We start from the raw sequence: 22,756 nt of genomic DNA on the forward strand, positions 1-22,756 counted from the left end.
TTTAACCGTCGCCGCCCGCGGGCGGCGACGGTGTTATTCGATACTGCTGCCGCCGTCGATGCGGAACTTGATGGTCACGGTCACATTCGTGGCCGGCTTGTCCGGCGCATAGCGCCACTTCCGCATAGCCTGCTTTACTTCCCGTTCGAACCAGTTCGCCGGCTCAGCCGACAGGATCCGACTGTTCACGACCCGGCCGCTGCTGTCGACATCAAACGCCACCCGTACTTGCCCCTCTTTTCGCAGCGCCATCGCCCGCGGTGGATAGCCCGGCTTTGCCATACTGAGCAGCTGCGGGCCGCTTGAGACCGCACGATGCTCGGTCGGCGCCGCGGCGGCCTTCGGTGCGGTGGGGCGCGAGGTCTGAGGCTCCGCGCTCTGCGCGAAGGGATTCCGCTCGGCTTGCGGTGTTGTCCGGGTCTGCGGCTTTGCATCCACCGGCTTCGGCGAGGTTTTGTGCGGCTGCTCGACCTTTTTTACCGGCTTTGGCTTGGGCCTGGGCGTCGGTATCGCCACCGGTGCCGGCTTTGGCGGTTCGGGGACAGGCGCTGGCTCCGGCTCCGGCTCTGGCTCTGGCTCTGGCTCCGGCTCCGGCGCGGGCTGCGCTATCGCTGCCGGCGCCGGCGCGGGGGCCACCAGCGCCACGGCAATCGGCGCAGACGCTGTGGGCAGCTCAACCTTCTGATGAAAAGAGGCGTAGAGCAAACCGGCGATCACGCTGCCGTGCAGGGCCAGTGAGAGCAGCATGGGCAGTGAGAAGCGTCGGGTTATCGTCAGGGTTAGCGTCGTCATAGTTCTGGCACAAAGAGAGTGAGGGGTCGATTTTAAATGCAAATAGCAATCAGTTTCAATAACATCTCCTGCTCAGGGCGGTAAATTCCGTGATTGCACTTGTCAGGCCAATCGCTTACCGTGACGGCATGCCGTTATCAACAGGAGCGAATGCCTTGCTGTATCTACTCTATGCCGAAGACCACGCCGACTCGCTGGAAAAACGCACCGCCGTACGACCGGCACACCTGGCGCGACTGCAGGTGCTGCAGGACGAAGGGCGCCTGATTCTCGCCGGTCCCCTCCCCGCCGTTGACAGCAGCGATCCCGGCTCCGCCGGATTTACCGGTTCCGCTATCGTCGCCGATTTCGCTTCGCTGGAAGAGGCGCAGGCGTGGGCCAATGCGGATCCCTACGTGGCGGCCGGCGTCTATCGCCAGGTGACGATCAAACCCTTCAGGCGGGTATTCTGATCGCCGCCGCGGGCGTTAGCCGCCGGCGAGATCCGACGGCTAACGCGGGGTAATAAACAGAATCGCTCGCCGGTGCTGCTGGTTATGCAGATAGCGAAAACTGTGTATGCGCCCGTAGCGGCGCGTTTGCCCTTCCAGCCAGCGGCTACGCCGCCGGTGTACCTGCCGCAGCATGCGCCAGCGGCTCACTTCCCGGGTTCGTTTCATGACAGCGTCTCTGAACAGATGGCGCGCCAATTATAGGGAAGTGAACGATGACAGAAAAGGTTTCGTGTCCGGCCAGATGCACGTAAACTGCCAGTATCTGAGCGCGAACGGGATGTCCTCTTCATGACCACTTTTTATACGTTGATCAGTTGGCTGTTACTGTTTGGTTACTGGCTACTGATCGCGGGCGTCACGCTGCGCATTTTGATGAAGCGCCGGGCGGTGCCTTCGGCGATGGCCTGGCTGCTGGTCATCTACATCCTGCCGCTGGTCGGCATCATTGCTTACCTCTCGTTTGGCGAATTGCACCTTGGCAAGCGTCGCGCCGAGCGCGCCCGCACCATGTGGCCCTCCACGGCGCGCTGGCTAAGCGACCTCAAACAGTGTTCGTCAATTTTTGCCAGCCAAAACAGCGATGTGGCCCGCTCCCTGTTTCAGCTCTGTGAAAACCGCCAGGGCATTGCTGGCGTGCGCGGTAACCAGCTGCAGCTGCTCACCACCTCCGACGACACCATGAAGGCGCTGATCCGCGATATCGAACTGGCGCGCTACCACATTGAAATGGTGTTCTACATCTGGCAGCCGGGCGGCATGGCCGATGAGGTGGCCCAGTCGCTGATGGCTGCGGCGCGGCGCGGCGTGCACTGCCGCCTGCTGCTCGACTCCGCCGGCAGCGTCGCCTTCTTTCGCAGCGCCTGGCCTGGGATGATGCGCAATGCCGGCATTGACGTAGTTGAAGCGCTGAAAGTTAGCCTGCTGCGCGTTTTTCTACGCCGCATGGATCTGCGTCAGCACCGCAAAGTGGTGCTGATCGATAACTTTATTGCCTATACCGGCAGCATGAACCTGGTGGATCCGCGCTACTTTAAGCAGGAGGCCGGCGTGGGGCAGTGGGTCGATTTGATGGCACGCATGGAGGGCCCGGTGGCCACCACGCTGGGGATCGTCTACTCCTGCGACTGGGAAATTGAGACCGGTAAGCGGATTCTGCCGCCGCCGCCGGCCGGCAATATCATGCCGTTTGAGCAGGAGAGTGGTCACACTATCCAGGTGATAGCCTCCGGCCCCGGCTTTCCGGAAGACATGATTCATCAGGCGCTGCTCACCGCGGTCTACGCCGCCCGCCAGCAGCTGATTATGACCACCCCTTACTTTGTTCCCAGCGATGACCTGCTGCATGCGATCTGCACTGCGGCACAGCGTGGGGTGGATGTGACCATTATTGTCCCGCGGCGCAACGATTCGATGATGGTCGGCTGGGCCAGCCGCGCCTTCTTCAGCGAGCTGCTGGAGGCGGGAGTAAAAATCTACCAGTTTGAGGGCGGGCTGCTGCACACCAAAAGCGTTCTGGTCGATGGTCAGCTGAGCCTGGTCGGGACGGTTAACCTGGACATGCGCAGCCTGTGGCTCAATTTTGAGATAACGCTGGTGATTGATGATGACGGTTTTGGCACCGATCTGGCCTGCGTTCAGGATGATTATCTTGCCCGTTCGCGACGGCTGGATGCGCAGCAGTGGGCGAAGCGCCCCTACTGGCAGCGCCTGGTGGAACGACTGTTTTACTTCTTCAGCCCTTTACTGTAAAACGTGCGCCATGACGTACGAAAGTCACAGCCCAGACAGGAACCATTATGGATCTGAACAACCGCCTGACCGAAGATGAAACCCTCGAGCAGGCTTACGATATTTTCCTTGAACTCGCGGGCGACAATCTCGATCCGGCCGATATTATTCTGTTTAATTTACAGTTTGAAGAGCGCGGCGGCGCCGAACTCTTTGATCCCTCCGAAGACTGGCAGGCGCACGTCGATGATGACCTGAATCCGGATTTCTTTGCCGAGGTGGTAATTGGATTGGGAGAGCGCGACGGCGCGCCGATAACCGACGTGTTTGCCCGCGTGCTGCTGTGTCGGGAAAAAGACCATAAGCTCTGCCACATTTTGTGGCGGGAATAAAAAAAGCGGCGCCAGCGCCGCTTTTTTTTGGCTTCGCTTATAGCGGATCTATCTTCAGGCAGGACACCGCATGACGGAAACTGCCTTCCAGCAGCGGGCGCGTTTTCGCACATTCCGGTCCGGCTATCGGACAGCGGGTGCGAAACACACAGCCTGAGGGCGGGTTGATCGGCGACGGTAGCTCCCCCTCCAGTAGCTGAATCTGCTTATCCCGCTCCAAGTCCGGATCGGGAATCGGCACCGCCGACATCAGCGCGCGCGTGTAGGGATGCTGCGGATCGTTATATACCGCATCGTAGGTGCCCAGCTCAACCGCATGGCCCAGATACATCACCAGCACGCGATCGGAGATGTGCTTCACCACCGCCAGATCATGGGCAATAAAGATCAGCGACAGGCCCATCTCGCGCTGCAGCTGCTGTAGCAGGTTGACCACCTGCGCCTGGATGGATACGTCCAGCGCCGATACGGGTTCATCACAAATAATCAGTTTGGGTTCGAGGATCAGCGCGCGGGCGATACCGATGCGCTGGCACTGACCGCCGGAAAACTCATGAGGATAGCGGTTAATCAGGTTAGGCAGCAGCCCAACCTTCAGCATCATCGCTTTCACCCGATCTTTGATCTCCTGCCGCGTCATCTGCGGATGGTAGGTCCGCAGCGGCTCGGCGATGATTTCGCCGATGGTCATACGCGGGTTTAGCGAGGCCAGCGGATCCTGGAAGATCATCTGAATGTCACTGCGCGCCGCGCGCCACTCCGCTTCGCTCTGCCCCAGCAGGTCGCGGCCAAGCCAGGCGACTCGCCCTTCCGTAGCCTTGACCAGCCCAATGATCGCCCGTGCCAGGGTTGACTTACCGCAGCCGGATTCGCCAACCACCCCCAGCGTTTCGCCTTCATACAGTCGCAGACTTACGCCGTCAACCGCCTTCAGGGTTTTTGGCGGCTGCCAGAACCACTGGCGCCCGTCTTTAATATCAAAATGCACCTTCAGATCGGCGATTTCGAGTAACACGCGTTTTTCTTCGCTGCGGTTCATACCACCTCCTCCACGGGCTTAAAGCAGGCGCGCAGGCGCCCTTCCCCGAACGCCTCAAGCGGCGGCGCGCTGGCGCATATCTCCATCGCCCAGGGGCAGCGCGGCTGGAAAGGACAGCCAGTTGGCAGGCGCAGCAGGTTGGGTGGATTTCCCGGAATGGTCAGAAGCGACTCCCCTTCGGCGTCCAGTCGCGGCACCGCGTTGATCAACCCCACCGAGTACGGATGCGACGGAGAGTAAAAAACGTCGCGCGCCTGACCGTATTCCATGGTGCGCCCGGCATACATCACCAGCACTTTGTCACAGATGCCGGCGACGACGCCAAGATCGTGGGTAATCATAATGATGGCGGTGTTAAACTCCCGCTTCAGTTCGTTCAGCAGGGTCATGATTTGCGCCTGCACCGTCACGTCGAGCGCGGTGGTCGGCTCATCAGCAATCAGCAGCTTTGGCCGGCACAGCAGCGCCATAGCAATCATCACCCGCTGCCGCATGCCGCCGGAGAACTCATGCGGAAACATCTTCATGCGCTTACGCGCTTCCGGCATTTTCACCGCGTCCAGCATGCGCACCGACTCTTCAAATGCCTGCGCTTTGCTCATGCCTTTATGCAGCTGCAGTACTTCCATTAGCTGTTCCCCCACCCGCATGTAGGGATTCAGCGACGTCATGGGATCCTGGAAGATCATCGCTATTTGTTCGGCGCGCAGCCGGTTTAGCGCAGCCTCCGGCAGATTCAGGATCGGCTTACCGTTGAACAGCGCCGAACCGTCAATGCGGCCGTTGCTGGCCAGCAGGCCCATCAGTGCGAAAGCGGTTTGCGATTTGCCCGAGCCGGATTCGCCCACAATACCCAGCGTCTCTCCGGCGCGCAGGCTGAAGTTGAGATCGTTAACCGCCGTCACGTCGCCGTCCGGGGTACTGAAGGTGACGCGCAGATCGCGCACGTCGAGCAGCGGCGGGTTTTCCGCCGCGCGGGGGATATCAGTCTCGCTCACAGAGCACTCCTTAACGGTCTTTCGGGTCGAGGGCGTCACGCAGGCCATCGCCAATAAAGTTGAAACAGAACAGCGTTACCACCAGAAACCCGGCCGGGAACAGCAGCAGCCACGGGGATACCTCCATGGAGTTGGCCCCGTCGCTTAACAACGCGCCCCAGCTGCTGAGCGGCTCCTGCGTGCCCAGTCCGAGGAAACTGAGGAAGGACTCAAACAGAATCATGCTGGGCACCAGCAGTGACGCGTAGACCACCACCACGCCCAGCACGTTAGGCACAATGTGTCGCAGGACAATTTTCGCGGTAGAAACGCCGCCAACCTGCGCCGCCTCAATAAACTCTTTGCGTTTCAGACTCAGCGTCTGCCCGCGCACGATTCGCGCCATATCCAGCCAGGAGACCATGCCGATGGCGACAAATATCAGCAGGATATTTTGTCCAAAAAAGGTTACCAGCAGGATGACGAAAAACATGAATGGAAAGGAGTTAAGGATCTCCAGCAGGCGCATCATCACCGAGTCGGTCTTGCCGCCAAGGTAGCCCGACAGCGAGCCGTACAGGGTGCCGAGGATCACCGCCACCAGCGCCGCCGCAATGCCCACCATCAGCGAGATACGCCCACCAATCGCCACGCGGACCAGCAAATCGCGCCCCGAGGAGTCGGTACCAAACCAGTGCCCGGAAGCCACGTCCGGCGCGCTGGACATCATCTCCCAGTCGGTATCATCGTAGGTAAATCCCGATAGCATCGGGGCCAGAATCACAAACAGCGCAATCAGCATCAGCACCAGCAGGCTGGCGACCGCCGCGCGGTTATGCACAAAGCGGCGTCGCGCGTCTTGCCACAGGCTGCGCCCCTCCACTTCCAGCTTTTCACTGAACTGCTCCAGAGTCTCGCTGTTCTTTTTACTCAACATCATCACGAACTCCGGTTAGTAACGAATTTTAGGATCGATAACGGCGTACAGCACGTCGACGATGGCGTTAAACAGAATTGTCAGCGCCCCAACCAGTATGGTCAGGCTCAGTACCAGCGAATAATCGCGGTTCAGCGCACCATTGACAAACAGCTGACCAATCCCCGGCAGGCCGTAAATGGTTTCTATCACCATCGAACCGGTAATGATGCCGACAAACGCCGGGCCGAGATAGGAAAGCACCGGCAGCATCGCCGGCTTCAGCGCATGGCGAAAAATAATGCGCCGCATCGGCAGGCCTTTTGCCCGCGCGGTGCGAATGAAATTCGAGTGCAAAACTTCAATCATCGAGCCGCGGGTGATACGCGCGATGCTGGCAATATAGGCTAACGACAGCGCAACCATCGGTAGCAGCATATATTTCAGCGCTCCACCGTTCCAACCGCCCCCCGGCAGCCATTTCAGGGTGATGGCGAAGACCAGCACCAGCAGTGGCGCCACCACAAAGCTGGGGATCACCACGCCGGTCATGGCAATGCCCATCACCGTATAATCCCATTTGGTATTTTGCTTGAGTGCGGCGATCACGCCGGCACCGACGCCAAAAATCAGCGCCATCAAAAACGCCGCGGCGCCCAGTTTCGCCGATACCGGAAAGGATCCGGCGAGCAGATCGTTAACCGAATAATCTTTATATTTAAACGAAGGACCGAAATCGCCGTGACCCAGCTGAATCAGATAGTTCACATACTGTTTCCACATCGGGTCATTGAGATGGTATTTCGCTTCAATATTGGCCATCACTTCCGGCGTAAGCGCGCGCTCGCCGGTGAACGGACTGCCGGGTGCCAGTCGCATCATAAAAAAGGAGATGGTTATCAAGATAAACAGCGTGGGGATAGCTTCAAGAAAGCGACGCAGAATAAATTTTAACATTGCCCATACCTGCTGGCGGGATCGTCACCGCAGTAACGATCCGGTTGCTTCAAAACGGGCAGCCTTCACTGCCCGATACGCTTAGTGTTTGATGATATACAGATCTTTATCATGGCTGTTATCCAGCGGATCTTTTCCGGTATATCCCCCCACGTACGGCTTCACCAGGCGCAGGTTCTTATAGTAATAGACCGGCACAATGGCGGAGTCGTTATCGAGAACCTTCTCTGCTTCAGCATACACTTTGGCCCGTTCGGACTCATCTGGCGTCTTCAGCGCTTTCTCCAGCAGCTGATCAAACGCGGCGCTCTTATAGTGCGAAGTATTGTTACTGCTGTCCGACAGCATGGTATTCAGGAAACTGGTCGGTTCGTTGTAATCCGCACACCAGCCGGCGCGCGCCACGTCGAAATTACCCTGGTGGCGGGTATCGAGGAAGGTTTTCCACTCCTGGTTTTCCAGCTTGACGTTGACTCCGAGGTTTTTCTTCCAGATCGACGCGGTCGCGATGGCCAGCTTCTTATGCAGATCCGAGGTGTTGTACAGCAGATCCAGCGTCAGCGGCTTTTCGGCGGTAAACCCGGCTTCCGCCAGCAATTTTTTCGCTTCGGCGTTGCGTTTTTCCTGTGACCAGCTAATCCACTCCGGCGGCGTCAAATCGATGCCATCGGTAAACGGCGGCGTATAGCTCCAGGCAGGGTCTTCATCCTGCGCTTTCACCTTTTTAACAATAATGTCGCGATCCAGTCCCAGCTTCAGCGCAGCGCGCACGCGCGGGTCGTTAAACGGCGGCTTCTGATTATTGATTTCATAGTAATAGGTGCAGAGATAGGGGTCCGCGTGAATTTCCTGCGGGATATCTTTTTTCAGCTTTTGGTACAGCTCAATCGGTAAGTAGTTATAGGTAATGTCGCTGCCGCCGCTGCGATAGCGGTTGACATCGGTCACTTCCGAAGTGATCGGCAGGAAGGTCACTTTATTCAGGATGGTATTCGCGTTGTCCCAGTATTGCGGGTTACGTTCAACAACAATACGCTCATTGACCACCCACTCTTTCAGCTTAAACGCGCCATTGCCAACGAAATTCTCCGGCTGCGTCCACTTCTCGCCAAACTTCTCTACCGCCGGTTTATAGACCGGTGACATGGAGGGATGGATCAGCAGCTTGTAGAAATAGGGAACCGACTCGCTGAGGGTCACTTCCAGCGTATGATCGTCAACGGCTTTGACGCCAAGCGTGTCCGGTGATTTTTTACCGGCAATAATGTCATCCACATTCAGCAGGTGACCGTACTGCAAATAACTGGCGTAGGGCGATGCGGTTTTGGGATCGGCCAGTCGGCGCCAGCTGTAGACAAAATCTTCGGCGGTAACCGGTTCACCGTTAGACCATTTCGCCCCTTTACGCAGGTGGAACGTCCACACTTTCCCGTCTTTGTTTTCCCACTTTTCCGCTACGCCCGGCAGCAGTTTGCCATCGGCGTCGTTGATGATTAAGCCTTCCAGCACATCGCGGTTAACGTTAGATTCCGGGACGCCTTCGATTTTATGTGGGTCAAGCGATTGCAATTCTGCTCCGTTGCCCCTTACCAGCTCCTGCTTTTCAGCCAGCTGTACGCCAGCCGGCACCTTCGCCGCCAGCGCCTGCTGCATGCTCAGTGCCGCAATCGCCGTTGCTACCGCGAGCGCCAGATGCTTTTTCATCGTGATGTTGGTCATGTTTACTCCCACTTTTTATTATTACGACTGTCACTGGGACCGTCGCCCTCCCCTTGACGGGGTAAGCATTGCCCCGCCGGAACGCAACGGATGCTTGCTTATTTGTCTGCCACCTTGCCAGCGGTAGCCCGCGCCAACCACGCTGCCGCCCCTGTGTAAGGCAAAAAGCGTGCCTTTTTTAAGATCTGTTTCGCCATGCTGTCTGGCACGTTATCAAAGAGCGTTTCAAGGCGCCAAAACTTCATGACAAAAATGTTAACTGATTCTCTTTTATCACGCTCCGCGGTGTAAGGAAAGGTAAACTTTCGACATAAAAAATAAGATAACATGATGATTTATTATAATTATTTCTACTATTTTTCTGGCGTTAACGTTTCAGGGATGGTTGAACGGGTTCATTTTACGCCGTCGGGAAAAATGGCAGGAATGCCGCAGCTAATCATGCAATCAAAGAAAAAGGTAGGGAAAAAACATCTGTGATGGGATGATGGCCGGAAAATATTTTGTGATAAATTTCACAAAATCAGGTGCCGCAGGCCGCGGCAGCAATCCTGAGTAGTCAAATTACTGTGCTGGCCAACATTATTAGCAACATCACTGACTGCACCACAATGAAGCAGGCGCACAGCCGCGGCGCCCCAACGCGGGGCGCCCAACGGTTTAAGCGCAATATAACATCGGAATGGCGGTCAACAGACTACCCCACCAGTCCTGGAAACAGGGCCTTAACGCCGGTGACGACAAATTCGATCCCCAACGCCATCAGCAGCAGGCCCATAATACGCGTCACGACGTTAATACCGGTCTGCCCGAGAATACGCACCATCAGCGGGGCCGCGCGAAACAGCAGCCAGCAGCAGAAAGCAAACAACGCAATCGCCACGCTGAAGCCCAGCAGGTTTTGCCAACTGTGGTAGCGCGTACTCCAGACGATCGTCGAACTGATGGCACCCGGTCCCGCCATGAGCGGCAGCGCCAGCGGTACGACGGCAATGCTTTCGCGAATGGCAGTTTCCGTTTTTTCCTGTTTGTTCTGCTTATCTTCCCCCAATTTACCGCTGATCATTGACATAGCAATGGTCACGACCAGAATGCCGCCGGCAATCCGGAACGAATCAATGGAGATGCCGAACAGGCGCAAGATAGCGTCGCCGAGAAACAGCGAGCTCCACAATATGACCGCCACTGCCGTATTGGCCGTCAGATTGGTGCGGTGGCGTTCGGCCGCCGCCTGGTAGCTGGTCATGCTGATAAACACCGGAATAATCCCGATGGGATTGACCAGCGCGAACAGACCAACAAAGAATTTAATGTAGCCGGAGAAATCTAAAATGGCCGGGTTCACGTCATGTCCTGATGGGGGGGATTTCTGGCGGCTAATGTAATCAAAAAAGGCCGGCGACACCAGTAGCAAGCAGTCAGATTACGCCGCCCCGACGCTTTTTTTTCGCACGCTACGCTACTCCTGCCGCATTCTGTAGCGTAAGCCCCTGCCTGCCTGCGTCAGACGGCAATATTCTCCGCCACGGCCAGAGCTGAATGGTGTCAGCTTTCTGCTTGTTTGATCCAGATCAGCATCCCCCGGGATGGCCAGGCGTACGCTGCAATCAGCTACCGGAAGCGCCGCCTCAGGCGGTGAAACGCTTTCAGTAAGCTGCGCCGAACGGCCGGGCGAGCCTTCCGCCCTTCCTGTGTTTGGCCGGTGTCCAGCGGGCACGCTTACTTAAAGAGTTTAACTTCCATCAGGAGCGTATTATGGCCGTGACTACCGTTGCTGAACTTGACGCGATGATTGAACGCGTGAAGCAAGCCCAACGCCTCTTCGCTAACTACAGCCAACAGCAGGTTGACGCGATTTTTCGCGCCGCGGCGCTGGCGGCTGCCGACGCCCGCATTCCGCTGGCGCGTATGGCCGTCGCGGAGACCGGCATGGGGATCATGGAGGACAAAGTGATTAAAAATCACTTTGCTTCGGAATATATTTACAACGCCTATAAGGATGAAAAAACCTGCGGTGAGCTGGCCCGCGATGAGACCTTCGGCACGCTGACGATCGCTGAGCCGGTCGGCCTGATCTGCGGCATCGTCCCCACGACTAACCCCACCTCCACCGCTATCTTCAAAGCGTTAATCAGTTTGAAGACCCGTAATGGCATTATTTTCTCCCCCCACCCCCGTGCGAAAGATGCCACCAACCGTGCAGCTGAGATTGTGCTGCAGGCGGCCGTTGCCGCCGGTGCTCCGGAGGGCATTATCGGCTGGATTGACGCCCCCAGCGTGGCGTTATCGACCCATCTGATGCACCACCCCGATATCAACCTGATCCTCGCCACCGGCGGTCCCGGTATGGTAAAAGCCGCCTACAGCTCCGGTAAACCGGCGATCGGCGTAGGCGCTGGCAATACGCCGGTGGTGATTGACGAGACCGCTGACATCAAGCGGGCGGTAGCCTCGATTCTGATGTCGAAAACCTTTGATAACGGTGTAATTTGCGCCTCCGAGCAGTCGGTTGTGGTGGTGGATGCCGTTTATGAGCAGGTCCGGGAGCGGTTTGCCAGCCACGGCGGCTATTTACTGAAAGGTAAAGCCCTGCGCGCGGTTCAGGATCTGATCCTCAAAGACGGCGCGTTGAATGCGGACATCGTCGGGCAGTCGGCGGTGAGCATTGCTGAGCGGGCCGGCATTACCGTGCCATCCGGCACCAAAATTCTGATCGGTGAAGTCAGCGCGATCGATCCCTCAGAACCGTTTGCACATGAGAAGCTGTCGCCGACGCTGGCTATGTATCGCGCCGTAGATTTTGAGGACGCGCTGGCGAAAGCGGAACAGCTGGTAGCCATGGGCGGCATTGGCCATACCTCCTGCCTGTATACCGATCAGGATAATCAGCCAGCGCGCATCGCCCGCTTTGGCGAAAAGATGAAAACCGCGCGCATCTTGATCAACACACCGGCCTCTCAGGGCGGCATTGGCGATCTTTACAACTTTAAGCTGGCACCGTCGCTGACGCTGGGCTGCGGTTCGTGGGGCGGCAACTCGATTTCCGAAAACGTCGGACCCAAGCACCTGATCAATACCAAAACCGTGGCTAAGCGAGCTGAGAATATGCTGTGGCACAAATTACCCAAGTCAATTTATTTCCGCCGGGGTTCACTGCCCGTGGCGCTGGAGGAGGTGGCAACCGACGGCGCCACCCGCGCGTTTATCGTAACTGACCGCTATCTGTTTAATCACGGTTACGTCGATCAAGTGATCAGCGTGCTTTCCGCGCACGGGGTGGAGACCGATGTCTTTTATGACGTCGAGGCCGATCCTACCCTCAGCATGGTGCGCAAAGGCGCGGCGCAAATGCAGACCTTTAAACCGGATGTGATTATTGCCCTCGGCGGAGGATCACCGATGGACGCGGCCAAAATTATGTGGGTTATGTACGAGCACCCCGATACCCATTTTGAAGAGCTGGCGCTGCGCTTCATGGATATCCGCAAGCGCATTCATCGGTTTCCCAAAATGGGGGTAAAAGCGCGGCTGGTGGCGATCACGACCACCTCCGGTACCGGCTCTGAGGTCACGCCGTTTGCGGTGGTGACCGACGATGCCACCGGGCAGAAATATCCGCTGGCCGATTACGCGTTGACGCCCGACATGGCCATCGTAGACGCCAATCTGGTGATGGACATGCCTAAATCCCTCTGCGCCTTTGGCGGTCTGGATGCCGTGACTCACGCGCTGGAAGCCTACGTCTCGGTGCTGGCCAATGAGTTTTCTGACGGTCAGGCGCTGCAGGCGCTGAAACTGCTGAAAGCCTGGCTGCCGGCCAGCTACCATGAGGGCGCGCGCAATCCCCTGGCAAGGGAGCGGGTGCACAGTGCCGCCACCCTGGCCGGTATCGCTTTTGCTAACGCCTTCCTCGGCGTCTGCCACTCTATGGCGCACAAGCTGGGCTCGGAGTTTCATATCCCTCACGGACTGGCTAACGCCCTGCTGATTTGCAACGTGATTCGCTACAATGCCACCGACAATCCCACCAAGCAGACGGCCTTTAGCCAGTATGACCGTCCGCAGGCGCGGCGGCGCTACGCGGAAATTGCCGATCACCTGCAGTTAACCACCGCGGGGGATCGCACCGGCGATAAAATTGCCCGCTTGCTGGCCTGGCTGGACGAATTGAAACAGTCACTGGGCATCCCGGCCTCGCTGCGGGAAGCCGGCGTGCAGGAAGCGGACTTCCTCGCGCGGGTTGACCGCCTGGCAGAAGACGCTTTTGACGATCAGTGCACCGGCGCCAACCCGCGCTATCCGCTGATAGCCGAACTCAGGCAGATTTTGCTGGATACCTTTTATGGCCGCGCCTATCGCGAAATCAGCGAGGAGGCAGACGCGCAGGCGGTTGTTTCGCTCCCCACCAAACAGCGCCAGCGTTAAGCGTGGCGTGAATGCACCACCCGCCCCGGGGCGGGTGGTCGCGCTCAGGACGGCATTGACCGGCCAAATATCGCCTCTGGCCGCCCGGTTGACAGCGCCTCTTTATAATGTTTGCGACACACGGAAACGTAACGCTCATTCCCGCCAATCACCACCTGCTCCCCCTCCTTAAAGGGTTCCCCCCGCTCATCAAGGCGCAATACCATCCCGGCTTTGCGTCCGCAGTGGCAGATGGTTTTTAATTCCACCAGTTTATCGGCCCAGGCCAGGAGATATTGACTGCCGGCGAACAGTTCGCCGCGAAAATCGCTGCGCAGTCCGTAACACAACACCGGAATATCCAGCTTATCTACCACATCTGATAACGCCATCACCTGTTCACGCGTAAGGAACTGGCACTCATCGACCAGCACGCAGTGTACGCTCTCCGCCTCATGCTGACGGGCGATTTCAGTAAACAAGGGGGTATCCCTGTTGAAGCACTGTGCCGGCGCTGACAGCCCGATACGAGAGGTCACTGTACCCACGCCAAAGCGATTATCAATTTCCGCCGTCCAAATTAGCGTCCGCAGGCCCCTCTCCTGGTAATTGTAAGAGGATTGTAACAGCGTGGTAGATTTCCCTGCGTTCATTACGGAATAATAAAAATAAAGCTGTGCCATCGGATGAAACTCCCGCCATTCTCAAATATCAGTGCGCACGCAGTCTACCACAGCACCCGTCACCTGCCCGCATTTATACCGCGCGGCTTAAGCGCGGCCAGAGAACATGCCGCCCGCGGCAGCGTCAGTTGCCATACCCAAAGGCGATAAACAGCTGATCATCTTCCGCATTAAAAACAGACTCCCTCACGTTTTTACTTCCGATCGGGCTATTCTTACGCACATGTTGTCACCATACCGCTGAGCAAATGGCGTTTTTATCGCGTATTTACCCACCGGGCCATGTTATTGCAGAACCTCTACAGGAGTTAAATTAGGCTATTAGGTCACTCAGAGAAGGCTAAGGCGTTATGCGGATCGCATTTTAATTGGTTATTTTAGGTTTATTACACTTTTTACTATTGCAGTCGGGACAGTGCACATCTATTATTAGCTCGTAAACCTTTATCCACCCAATATATTAGAGACCAGGACAATGAGCGAAGCACTTAAAATTCTGAACAACATTCGTACTCTGCGTGCCCAGGCGCGTGAGCTGCCGCTGGAAACACTGGAAGAGATGTTAGAGAAACTGGAAGTGGTGGTAAACGAGCGTCGCGAAGAGGAAAGCCAGGCCGCGGCCGAAATCGAAGAGCGTACGCGTAAACTGCAGCAGTATCGCGAAATGCTGATCGCTGACGGCATCGACCCTAACGAATTACTGTCAACGCTGAACGCGGCCAAAAGCACCGGTAAAACCAAGCGCGCTGCCCGCCCGGCTAAATACAAATACGTTGATGAAAACGGTGAAACCAAAACCTGGACCGGCCAGGGCCGCACCCCAGCCGTTATCAAAAAAGCCATCGATGAAGAAGGTAAACAGCTGGACGATTTCCTGCTGTAAGGTGCTTCTTTAACCCCTGTTCAACTGGGGTTACTCGTTTATGTCCTGCATAAACTTTTCACACCAGATATCCTAAAAAAGGAAGCCAGTGGCTTCCTTTTTTATTGTCTGTCAGCGCGCATCCGTCAGGCGGAGTGATAGAAGCCTTTGTACCATGCAACAAAGCGGGCCACGCCCTGCTCAACGCTGGTTTGTGGCGCAAAACCGATTGCCTCATAGAGCGGGCGCGTATCGGCGCTGGTATCCAGTACGTCTCCGGGCTGTACCGGCAGCAGCGTTTTACGCGCGGTTTTACCCAGCGCTTTTTCCAGCGCGGAAATGTAATCCATCAGCATAACCGGTTGGCTGTTGCCGATGTTATATATTCGGTAAGGTGCCGAACTGGCCGCCGCACTCCCGCTCTCCACCGTCCAGCTGGGATCCGCTACGGGAATCACCGCCTGCAGGCGCATAATTGACTCCACGATATCGTCGATATAGGTAAAATCACGACGCATTTGTCCGTGGTTATAGACGTCGATCGGTTGGTCCGCCAGCATGGCGCGGGTAAATTTGAACAGCGCCATATCCGGGCGCCCCCACGGACCATAGACGGTGAAAAAGCGCAGACCGGTGGTGGGAATACCATAGAGGTGTGAATACGTATGCGACATCAGCTCATTGGCTTTTTTGGTCGCCGCATACAGTGATACCGGATGGTCTACCGCATCCTCAGTGGAAAACGGTAATTTGCGGTTCAGGCCGTATACCGAACTGGAAGAGGCATACAGCAAATGCTGAATGCCGTGATGCCGGCAGCCTTCTAAAATATTCAGGTGACCGATCAGATTAGCATCGGCGTACGCGTGGGGATTGTCCAGCGAATAGCGCACGCCGGCCTGCCCGGCCAGGTGGATCACTCGTTCAAACTGGCTTTCGGCAAAAAGCGCAGCGATGGCCGCACGATCGGCGAGATCGCCTTTCACAAAACGAAACTGCGGATGCGGGGTCAGACGGTCGAGGCGCGCCTGTTTCAGACGCACATCGTAATAATCATTCAGGTTATCGAGACCGATAACCTGGTGACCGGCTGCCAGCAGGCGTTCGGTAAGATGAAAACCAATAAATCCTGCTGCGCCGGTAACCAGATACTTCATACTTTCCCCGTTAATTATGCAATGTTGACTGAGGCTCCGCGGCCGATTGCATAATAGACAAAGCCGCGTTTGCTGATTCTTTCCGGATCATACAGGTTACGTCCGTCAAAAATCACGGCTTCTTTCAGGGATTTTTTAATCACCTCAAAGTCCGGCGCGCGGAAGTTCTGCCACTCGGTACAGATCACCAGCGCATCCGCGCCCTGCAGTGCGGCCTCTTTTGTGCCCATCAGCTTCAGGTCGCTACGGTGGCCGTAAATGCGCTGCGCTTCATCCATGGCTTCCGGGTCAAAGGCCTGTACGCTGGCACCCGCGGCCCACAGCGTTTCCATCAGTACGCGGGCAGACGCCTCGCGCATGTCGTCAGTATTGGGTTTAAACGACAGCCCCCACAGCGCAAAGGTTTTGCCCTGCAAATTGTCACCAAAATGACGTTTGATGTAGCCCGGTAGCTTGTTTTTCTGATCGTTGTTGATGTCTTCAACCGCCTGCAGCAAGCGTGGCGTATAGCCAATACTCTGTGAAGTCCGGATCAGCGCCTGCACGTCTTTCGGGAAACAGGAACCGCCGTAGCCGCAGCCAGGATAGATGAAGTGATAGCCGATGCGCGGATCGGAACCGATGCCCTGACGCACTTTCTCAATATCGGCACCGAGGCGCTCCGCCAGGTTGGCGATTTCATTCATGAAGCTGATTTTCGTCGCCAGCATGCAGTTTGCCGCATACTTGGTCAGCTCCGCGCTGCGGATATCCATGACGATCATGCGATCGTGATTGCGGTTAAACGGCTCATACAGCTCGCGCAGCAGGTCCACCACATCGTCATTGTCGGTACCGAGTACGATACGCTCCGGACGCATGCAGTCGTTTACCGCGGCGCCCTCTTTCAGGAACTCCGGGTTGGAAACCACGTCAAAGCTGATGTCAACACCACGGGATTTCAACGTTTCGGTCATCACGCTGCGCACGCGGTCGGCAGTGCCGACCGGAACAGTGGACTTATCGAGCACCACTTTGTGATCGTGCATGTGCGTCGCGATGGTTTTGGCCACGGCGGTGACATATTTCAGATCGGCGGAACCGTCTTCATCCGGCGGCGTGCCAACGGCGATAAACTGCATCAGACCGTGGTTGACGCCGTCTTCAGCGTTGGTGCTGAACTTCAGACGGCCAGCTTCATAGTTTTGCATCACCAGCGGCGTCAGGCCGGGTTCAAAAATAGGGATAATGCCCTTTTTTAAGTTCTCGACTTTCTTTTCGTCGACATCGATGCACAGAACGTCATGTCCGACTTCGGCCAAAACGGCAGCCTGAACCAGACCCACATAGCCGATACCAAATACAGTGACTTTCATTGAATTATCCCGTGTTAAAAAATTACTTTTTGTTGCCGATCGCGCCATTTAGCCAGTCGCGGAAATCTGCACCCAGTGAGTCGTGACGCAGACCGTACTCCACAAATGCCTGCATATAGCCGAGTTTGTTGCCGCAGTCGTGGCTTTTGCCCTTCAGGTGGTAAGCCTCAACGGTCTCTTTGTTCATCAGCATCGCGATTGAATCGGTCAGCTGGATCTCACCGCCGGCACCCGGAGGGGTTTTCGCCAGCAGCGGCCAGATGTCAGCCGGCAGGACATAGCGGCCCACCACGGCCAGATTCGACGGGGCTTCCGACGCTGTCGGTTTTTCTACCACGCCCACCATCGGTGCGCTGTCGCCCGGCGCCAGCTCGGCGCCCTGGCAATCCACGACGCCGTACGCGGTCACGTCGGCCACCGGCTCCACCATGATTTGACCGCGACCGGTCTCATCAAAGCGCGCCAGCATCTCAGCCAGGTTATCTTTCTGCGGATTGGATTCGTACTCATCAATGATAACGTCCGGCAGAATCACCGCCACCGGCTCGTCACCCACCAGCGGATGCGCGCACATCACCGCGTGTCCGAGACCTTTTGCAATCCCCTGACGCACCTGCATGATGGTTACGTGCTCCGGACAGATGGACTGAATCTCTTCCAGCAGTTGACGCTTTACGCGTTTTTCCAGCATGGCTTCGAGCTCAAAACTGGTATCGAAGTGGTTCTCGATGGAGTTTTTCGACGAATGCGTGACCAGAACAATTTCATTGATGCCAGCAGCGATACATTCATTAACCACATACTGGATTAACGGTTTATCAACCAGCGGCAGCATCTCTTTCGGAATAGCTTTTGTCGCCGGCAGCATCCGCGTACCCAAACCGGCCACCGGAATCACCGCTTTTTTAACTTTAGATTTATAGGCTGACATTTAGTTACCTCTCTTCAGGCTGTCCAAGTCAATGCTTGAACGGTCGATTTAAAAACGAAATGAGTATATCAGTTACCCCCAGGAGGATTTATCCTGGAAGAACCGTTTCCGAACAAATTAAGACTTTTACCCAAGCGTATTTACTACCTGTTCCGCAGTATGCACCAGATTTTTTTAAAGGCAATACGGGCACTTAGTTATCCGATAACATCAGGCGCAGTCGGCCGCCCGCGCCCCAGATCTGACACTGAAACGCCTCACAGCGCTGCGTAATTTGGTTAAGATGCGTACTCTCCAGGGTCCCCAATGGCACACCGTTACTTAATGCGATTTGCTGACTATTTACGTTAAGCGTGGCATTCAGTCCGGCCGATACCAGGATCAGATTTTTCAAGGTGTGATGGTAATAACCCACAATGAGTGGAAATTGACCAGTCAGATTCGCCTGGCGCAATAAAAGATTAACCTGACGCAATAAAGCGTTTAATTCGGGCAGCTTTTGTGCCTGGCCGGATAATTGCTCCTGCAGCAGGCTATTAAACAGCGCGCGCAGCAGCAGCGCTGCCAGCACGCCGTTGTCGCCGGCCCGCGTCACGTCCAGACAGTAGAAGGCGAGGTCATCCTCTGACAGCGCGGCAATATCCAGCACCAGCCCGGGATGGTCGGCGGCGGTCAGCTGACGGTAATTGACTTTGCAGCGGGCGATGGTCTGCTGGACCGGCGGCTGCAGCTGCTTTAGCAGCGCCGCGGCGGCCCGGGGATCGCTGACCAGCGCTTCCCAGTCCTGAAACAGCTGCTCGTCTTCTTCAACCCGGGAGGTGAACAGGGCCGGATACAGGCATTCGTAGACTGCCTCGCGCAGGCGATCCATATTCCTGATCGGTTTGAGCATCACGTCCTGCACGCCAAGGCGCAGCAGGTGCGCAATCTCTGACATATTGTCCGTTGCCGAAATCACCAGAATGGGCACCTGACAGCCGTGCTGCCGCAGGTGCTCGACCAGCGCGATGCCGTTCATTCGCGGCATTGCCACATCACAGATAATTAAATCCGGTATCAGCGCGTGCATCATGTCCAGCGCTTCAAGGCCATCACCGGCCAGATAGACGCTGGCGCCCAACGTGGTGAGATAGTGCTGCAGCAGGGAACGAAAGACGGCCTCATCTTCAACGATAAGGATATGTTTTCCGTCTAACGGCTTTTCCATCACTGTCCCCCTGCCCTTCTCTTTTTGTACAATACTGGCTCATAAACACGGCTTTAGCGCTACAGATTACCCTGAATTATCGCGCGGCCGGGAAATCTATTGTCGAATTAGCGCCAGCAGCTCATCCATTTTCTTCTCCACCGCCAGCTCCCCTGCTGCTATCGCCTCCCCGGCGCGGTGGAAATCCAGCGTGGCAATCTGCGGACAGAGCGGCTGGAGCAGAACATCTGGCGGATCGCCCGCCATACGGTGGCGCTTCAGACGATTTTCCAGCATCTGAATCGACGTCGACATAATTTGCATCGCGCCGGGCGGCGTCACGGCGCGCCGGGTATTCAACTGAGTAAAACGCTGACGTAACCTGCTGCGCCAGTCGCTGCTGGCGGGCTCATCGGCGGTCTCCTGCGGGGTGACCGACAGGGTCTCTTCGGCAATCAGGTGCGCATCATGCTGGAGATCCACGGCGATAACAATATCGGCCCCCAGCGCGCGGGTCAGCGATACCGGCACCGGATTCACGACCGCCCCATCCACTAACCAGTATCCGTTGAGATTAACCGCCGGTAACAGTCCCGGCATGCTGCACGAGGCGCGCATAGCGACATGCAGATCGCCCTTCGTGAGCCACAGCTCGCGACCCGTGCTCAGGTTGGTCGCCACCGCACCAAAGCGATGGCGGCAGCGGCGGATGTCCGTTTCTGACACAATTTGCCGAACGTGGCTGAAGACCCGATCGCCGCGCAGCAGCCCACCCCGTCGCCAGGAAAAATCCATCAGCCGGATCACATCCCAATAGCGAAAAGCACGTACCCAACTCTCCAGCGCCGGCAGACGATCGCTGGCCCAGGCGCCGCCGACCAGTGCGCCGACCGAGCTCCCTGCCACCACCTCTGCCTGAATCCCGGCCCGCTGCAGCGCGTTGATGACGCCGATATGCGCCCATCCTTTGGCCGCGCCGGCGCCCAGCGCAAGTCCTATGCGAGTCTGTCTCATTACCGCCCCTGATTAATTGGCGACATCATTGTGACGCCGGGTCCCACACTCAGGTAACATAGCGCCTGATTTATTTTATGATATCCGGAGTCAACGTGAACGAACCGTGCCCCTGCTGTAGCGGTTTGCAGTATAGCCTATGTTGCCAGCCCTGGCTGGCTGGCCTTGCCCATCCTGCGACCCCGGAGCAGCTGATGCGTTCGCGCTACAGCGCGTGGGTCAACCAGGATGCCAGCTACCTGATCGCAACCTGGCATCCCTCCTGCCAGCCCGAGACGTACCGCCCGTCGATAACCGCCAGCTTTTCTCAAACTGTCTGGCAGGATCTCACTGTAATCAGTCAGGAAGCGGGACGCCATGAAAATGAAGGTTTTGTCACTTTTTTTGCGCGCTTTAGCGAAAACCAGCGGCGCGGGGTGATTCACGAGCGGTCGCGCTTCCTTCGCGAGGAGGAACGCTGGTACTATATTGACGGGACAGTGCCTGCGCTGGGACGCAACGATGCGTGCCCGTGCGGTTCCGGTAAAAAGTACAAAAAATGCTGCGCCACCTGAATCCGCGCCACTGCCCTTATCTGAAAATTGTAAGACAGGATCCCAACAGCTCATGCAAGCGCATACACTGCAACGTAAAGTTTTAAGAACCATCTGTCCGGATGCAAAAGGCCTGATCGCCAACATTACCAACATTTGCTACAAGCACGAACTGAACATCGTGCAGAACAATGAATTTGTTGATCACCGCACCGGGCGTTTTTTCATGCGCACAGAACTGGAAGGGATTTTCAATGACGCGCCCCTGCTGGCCGATCTCGACGCTGCCCTGCCCGCCGGTTCGTTTCGCGAGCTGCAGGCTGCTGGCCGCCGTCGGGTGGTGATTCTGGTCACCAAAGAGGCGCACTGCCTCGGTGATCTGCTGATGAAAAGCGCCTACGGTGGACTGGACGTCGAAATCGCGGCGGTGATCGGCAACCACGAGACGCTGCGTACGCTGGTGGAGCGCTTTGATATCCCCTTTGTACTGGTCAGCCATGAGGGGCTAACGCGCGAAGAGCACGATACGCAGATGGCCAACGAGATTGACCGCTATCAGCCGGATTATGTGGTGCTGGCCAAGTACATGCGCGTACTGACGCCCGCGTTCGTTTCGCGCTATCCGAACCAGATAATCAATATTCACCACTCCTTCTTACCGGCATTTATCGGCGCACGCCCTTATCACCAGGCCTATGAGCGCGGAGTGAAAATCATTGGTGCCACGGCGCATTACGTCAATGATAACCTTGATGAGGGTCCGATCATTATGCAGGACGTTATCCATGTTGATCACACCTACAGCGCGGACGATATGATGCGCGCCGGGCGCGATGTGGAGAAAAACGTGCTCAGCCGCGCGCTTTACCACGTGCTGGCACAGCGGGTGTTTGTCTACGGGAACCGTACGATCATTCTGTAATAACCCACCGGGCCTGCGCAATCGCGCGGCAGGATGCTGCAAAAAACAGCAAACGGCCGCCGCGCGGGCAATCGGAGCTTTACAGGGGCGGATCATTTGATATGATGCGCCCCGCTTAATCAGTCAGGCCAGTGGTGGGATTCCCGAGCGGCCAAAGGGAGCAGACTGTAAATCTGCCGTCACAGACTTCGAAGGTTCGAATCCTTCTCCCACCACCATTTATTCAGAGAGCGGGATATGTTCTCGTCCCCTGCAGCCCGGTAACCGGCTGTGAGGGAGAAGGTAAAAGCCTTCTGCAACATCACAATCAGGTGGGATTCCCGAGCGGCCAAAGGGAGCAGACTGTAAATCTGCCGTCACAGACTTCGAAGGTTCGAATCCTTCTCCCACCACCATTTATTTAGCGAACAGAGTATGCCATCGCCCCCAGCAGCGAGACCACGCTGCCCGCCGGCAGCGGCGCGAAGGGCGCAGCGAATCATTCTTCTCTTATCCTCCTCTTCGTCCAGATTCTGTCACTGCCCGTTTCACAGTCGGACTCCCCGTCTGCGTGATGGGAAGCAGGACGATAGCTGTCGATACGGTTCGCATCTGACGGCCGCCTGATGACGCTGCCCGCCGGCAGCAGCGCGAAGGGTGAGGTGCGGCGAATCATTCTTCTCCCACGTCCATTTTCCCATCGCAGCAGGCTTACT

At 56.7% G+C, this 22,756-nt stretch carries 22 protein-coding genes and 2 tRNA genes; 9 read left to right on the top strand and 15 right to left on the bottom strand.

Annotation, left to right across the window (positions count from 1 at the left end):
- Positions 1–33: 33 nt before the first annotated feature.
- Positions 34–792: a TonB family protein gene (locus BS626_RS08330; RefSeq protein ID WP_075181911.1), complete on the bottom strand. Its 759-nt coding sequence runs from the start codon at positions 790–792 to the stop codon at positions 34–36.
- A gap of 155 nt (positions 793–947) precedes the next feature.
- On the opposite strand from BS626_RS08330, the gene BS626_RS08335 reads away from it, so the two are divergent.
- A complete protein-coding gene (locus BS626_RS08335) occupies positions 948–1,244 on the top strand; it encodes a YciI family protein (RefSeq protein WP_075181912.1) in 297 nt (98 codons plus the stop codon).
- Positions 1,245–1,283: 39 nt separating this feature from the next.
- On the opposite strand, the gene BS626_RS18345 is transcribed toward BS626_RS08335, so the two are convergent.
- Positions 1,284–1,451, bottom strand: coding sequence for a YciY family protein (locus tag BS626_RS18345; protein WP_139308792.1), 168 nt, complete (start codon positions 1,449–1,451; stop codon positions 1,284–1,286).
- A 123-nt stretch (positions 1,452–1,574) separates the two neighbouring features.
- On the opposite strand from BS626_RS18345, the gene cls reads away from it, so the two are divergent.
- Both cls and BS626_RS08345 read left to right on the top strand, forming a co-directional pair.
- The gene (gene cls / locus BS626_RS08340; RefSeq protein ID WP_075181913.1) at positions 1,575–3,035 is read left to right on the top strand and encodes a cardiolipin synthase; all 1,461 of its coding nucleotides are present in this window, start codon (positions 1,575–1,577) and stop codon (positions 3,033–3,035) included.
- A gap of 47 nt (positions 3,036–3,082) precedes the next feature.
- Positions 3,083–3,406 (top strand): HI1450 family dsDNA-mimic protein, encoded by a 324-nt coding sequence (locus BS626_RS08345; protein WP_075181914.1) that lies wholly within the window; start codon positions 3,083–3,085, stop codon positions 3,404–3,406.
- 37 nt (positions 3,407–3,443) lie between these two features.
- On the opposite strand, the gene oppF is transcribed toward BS626_RS08345, so the two are convergent.
- From oppF to BS626_RS08375, 7 genes are all read right to left on the bottom strand, one after another.
- Entirely contained in the window at positions 3,444–4,445 is a 1,002-nt protein-coding gene (gene oppF, locus BS626_RS08350) for a murein tripeptide/oligopeptide ABC transporter ATP binding protein OppF (RefSeq protein ID WP_075181915.1), read from the bottom strand.
- Entirely contained in the window at positions 4,442–5,491 is a 1,050-nt protein-coding gene (locus BS626_RS08355; RefSeq protein ID WP_371328489.1) for an ABC transporter ATP-binding protein, read from the bottom strand. The genes oppF and BS626_RS08355 overlap by 4 nt, the downstream gene beginning before the upstream one ends.
- Positions 5,454–6,362, bottom strand: coding sequence for an oligopeptide ABC transporter permease OppC (oppC, locus tag BS626_RS08360; RefSeq protein ID WP_075181917.1), 909 nt, complete (start codon positions 6,360–6,362; stop codon positions 5,454–5,456). Before oppC ends, BS626_RS08355 begins: the two co-directional genes overlap by 38 nt.
- A gap of 12 nt (positions 6,363–6,374) precedes the next feature.
- Entirely contained in the window at positions 6,375–7,295 is a 921-nt protein-coding gene (gene oppB, locus BS626_RS08365) for an oligopeptide ABC transporter permease OppB (protein ID WP_075181918.1), read from the bottom strand.
- Between the two features lie 81 nt (positions 7,296–7,376).
- Positions 7,377–9,014 (bottom strand): oligopeptide ABC transporter substrate-binding protein OppA, encoded by a 1,638-nt coding sequence (oppA, locus tag BS626_RS08370; RefSeq protein WP_075181919.1) that lies wholly within the window; start codon positions 9,012–9,014, stop codon positions 7,377–7,379.
- Positions 9,015–9,112: 98 nt separating this feature from the next.
- A complete protein-coding gene (locus BS626_RS18350) occupies positions 9,113–9,343 on the bottom strand; it encodes a hypothetical protein (RefSeq protein WP_139308793.1) in 231 nt (76 codons plus the stop codon).
- 368 nt (positions 9,344–9,711) lie between these two features.
- Positions 9,712–10,359, bottom strand: coding sequence for a YchE family NAAT transporter (locus tag BS626_RS08375; RefSeq protein WP_075181920.1), 648 nt, complete (start codon positions 10,357–10,359; stop codon positions 9,712–9,714).
- A gap of 410 nt (positions 10,360–10,769) precedes the next feature.
- On the opposite strand from BS626_RS08375, the gene adhE reads away from it, so the two are divergent.
- Complete coding sequence (gene adhE, locus BS626_RS08380; RefSeq protein WP_075181921.1) at positions 10,770–13,439, top strand: bifunctional acetaldehyde-CoA/alcohol dehydrogenase; 2,670 nt, start codon at positions 10,770–10,772, stop codon at positions 13,437–13,439.
- Between the two features lie 44 nt (positions 13,440–13,483).
- Here the strand turns inward: adhE and tdk are convergent, their stop codons facing one another.
- Positions 13,484–14,101, bottom strand: a complete 618-nt coding sequence (gene tdk / locus BS626_RS08385) for a thymidine kinase (RefSeq protein WP_075181922.1) — start codon at positions 14,099–14,101, stop codon at positions 13,484–13,486.
- A gap of 475 nt (positions 14,102–14,576) precedes the next feature.
- Here tdk and hns point away from each other — a divergent pair, with 475 nt between their 5' ends.
- Positions 14,577–14,984 carry a histone-like nucleoid-structuring protein H-NS gene (gene hns, locus BS626_RS08390; RefSeq protein WP_075181923.1) on the top strand — a complete coding sequence of 136 codons (408 nt, stop codon included), beginning with the start codon at positions 14,577–14,579 and terminating at the stop codon, positions 14,982–14,984.
- 125 nt (positions 14,985–15,109) lie between these two features.
- On the opposite strand, the gene BS626_RS08395 is transcribed toward hns, so the two are convergent.
- The 5 genes from BS626_RS08395 to rssA form a co-directional block, all read right to left on the bottom strand.
- Positions 15,110–16,120: an NAD-dependent epimerase gene (locus BS626_RS08395; protein WP_075181924.1), complete on the bottom strand. Its 1,011-nt coding sequence runs from the start codon at positions 16,118–16,120 to the stop codon at positions 15,110–15,112.
- Between the two features lie 14 nt (positions 16,121–16,134).
- Positions 16,135–17,475, bottom strand: coding sequence for a UDP-glucose/GDP-mannose dehydrogenase family protein (locus tag BS626_RS08400; protein ID WP_075181925.1), 1,341 nt, complete (start codon positions 17,473–17,475; stop codon positions 16,135–16,137).
- Positions 17,476–17,497: 22 nt separating this feature from the next.
- Positions 17,498–18,406: a UTP--glucose-1-phosphate uridylyltransferase GalU gene (galU, locus tag BS626_RS08405; RefSeq protein ID WP_075181926.1), complete on the bottom strand. Its 909-nt coding sequence runs from the start codon at positions 18,404–18,406 to the stop codon at positions 17,498–17,500.
- Positions 18,407–18,599: 193 nt separating this feature from the next.
- Positions 18,600–19,613 (bottom strand): two-component system response regulator RssB, encoded by a 1,014-nt coding sequence (gene rssB, locus BS626_RS08410; protein WP_075181927.1) that lies wholly within the window; start codon positions 19,611–19,613, stop codon positions 18,600–18,602.
- A gap of 96 nt (positions 19,614–19,709) precedes the next feature.
- Complete coding sequence (gene rssA / locus BS626_RS08415; RefSeq protein ID WP_075181928.1) at positions 19,710–20,606, bottom strand: patatin-like phospholipase RssA; 897 nt, start codon at positions 20,604–20,606, stop codon at positions 19,710–19,712.
- 95 nt (positions 20,607–20,701) lie between these two features.
- Here rssA and BS626_RS08420 point away from each other — a divergent pair, with 95 nt between their 5' ends.
- From BS626_RS08420 to BS626_RS08435, 4 genes are all read left to right on the top strand, one after another.
- Entirely contained in the window at positions 20,702–21,160 is a 459-nt protein-coding gene (locus tag BS626_RS08420; protein ID WP_075181929.1) for a YchJ family protein, read from the top strand.
- 52 nt (positions 21,161–21,212) lie between these two features.
- Complete coding sequence (gene purU / locus BS626_RS08425) at positions 21,213–22,061, top strand: formyltetrahydrofolate deformylase (protein WP_075181930.1); 849 nt, start codon at positions 21,213–21,215, stop codon at positions 22,059–22,061.
- Between the two features lie 133 nt (positions 22,062–22,194).
- A tRNA-Tyr gene (locus BS626_RS08430) sits at positions 22,195–22,279 on the top strand.
- A gap of 92 nt (positions 22,280–22,371) precedes the next feature.
- Positions 22,372–22,456, top strand: a tRNA-Tyr gene (locus BS626_RS08435).
- Positions 22,457–22,756: the final 300 nt, after the last annotated feature.

This window comes from Pantoea sp. 1.19 (genome assembly GCF_001922585.1).
Lineage (GTDB): Bacteria > Pseudomonadota > Gammaproteobacteria > Enterobacterales > Enterobacteriaceae > 1-19.

Excerpts from the sequence above, each read along its gene's own strand:
- oppB (WP_075181918.1), bottom strand. The coding sequence starts at position 7,295 with ATGTTAAAATTTATTCTGCGTCGCTTTCTTGAAGCTATCCCCACGCTG.
- BS626_RS08395 (WP_075181924.1), bottom strand. The coding sequence starts at position 16,120 with ATGAAGTATCTGGTTACCGGCGCAGCAGGATTTATTGGTTTTCATCTT.
- adhE (WP_075181921.1), top strand. The coding sequence starts at position 10,770 with ATGGCCGTGACTACCGTTGCTGAACTTGACGCGATGATTGAACGCGTG.
- galU (WP_075181926.1), bottom strand. The coding sequence starts at position 18,406 with ATGTCAGCCTATAAATCTAAAGTTAAAAAAGCGGTGATTCCGGTGGCC.
- BS626_RS08330 (WP_075181911.1), bottom strand. The coding sequence starts at position 792 with ATGACGACGCTAACCCTGACGATAACCCGACGCTTCTCACTGCCCATG.
- BS626_RS18345 (WP_139308792.1), bottom strand. The coding sequence starts at position 1,451 with ATGAAACGAACCCGGGAAGTGAGCCGCTGGCGCATGCTGCGGCAGGTA.
- BS626_RS08400 (WP_075181925.1), bottom strand. The coding sequence starts at position 17,475 with ATGAAAGTCACTGTATTTGGTATCGGCTATGTGGGTCTGGTTCAGGCT.
- purU (WP_075181930.1), top strand. The coding sequence starts at position 21,213 with ATGCAAGCGCATACACTGCAACGTAAAGTTTTAAGAACCATCTGTCCG.
- oppA (WP_075181919.1), bottom strand. The coding sequence starts at position 9,014 with ATGACCAACATCACGATGAAAAAGCATCTGGCGCTCGCGGTAGCAACG.
- cls (WP_075181913.1), top strand. The coding sequence starts at position 1,575 with ATGACCACTTTTTATACGTTGATCAGTTGGCTGTTACTGTTTGGTTAC.
- BS626_RS08355 (WP_371328489.1), bottom strand. The coding sequence starts at position 5,491 with ATGGCCTGCGTGACGCCCTCGACCCGAAAGACCGTTAAGGAGTGCTCT.
- oppC (WP_075181917.1), bottom strand. The coding sequence starts at position 6,362 with ATGATGTTGAGTAAAAAGAACAGCGAGACTCTGGAGCAGTTCAGTGAA.
- tdk (WP_075181922.1), bottom strand. The coding sequence starts at position 14,101 with ATGGCACAGCTTTATTTTTATTATTCCGTAATGAACGCAGGGAAATCT.
- rssB (WP_075181927.1), bottom strand. The coding sequence starts at position 19,613 with ATGGAAAAGCCGTTAGACGGAAAACATATCCTTATCGTTGAAGATGAG.
- rssA (WP_075181928.1), bottom strand. The coding sequence starts at position 20,606 with ATGAGACAGACTCGCATAGGACTTGCGCTGGGCGCCGGCGCGGCCAAA.
- oppF (WP_075181915.1), bottom strand. The coding sequence starts at position 4,445 with ATGAACCGCAGCGAAGAAAAACGCGTGTTACTCGAAATCGCCGATCTG.
- hns (WP_075181923.1), top strand. The coding sequence starts at position 14,577 with ATGAGCGAAGCACTTAAAATTCTGAACAACATTCGTACTCTGCGTGCC.
- BS626_RS08345 (WP_075181914.1), top strand. The coding sequence starts at position 3,083 with ATGGATCTGAACAACCGCCTGACCGAAGATGAAACCCTCGAGCAGGCT.
- BS626_RS18350 (WP_139308793.1), bottom strand. The coding sequence starts at position 9,343 with ATGTTATCTTATTTTTTATGTCGAAAGTTTACCTTTCCTTACACCGCG.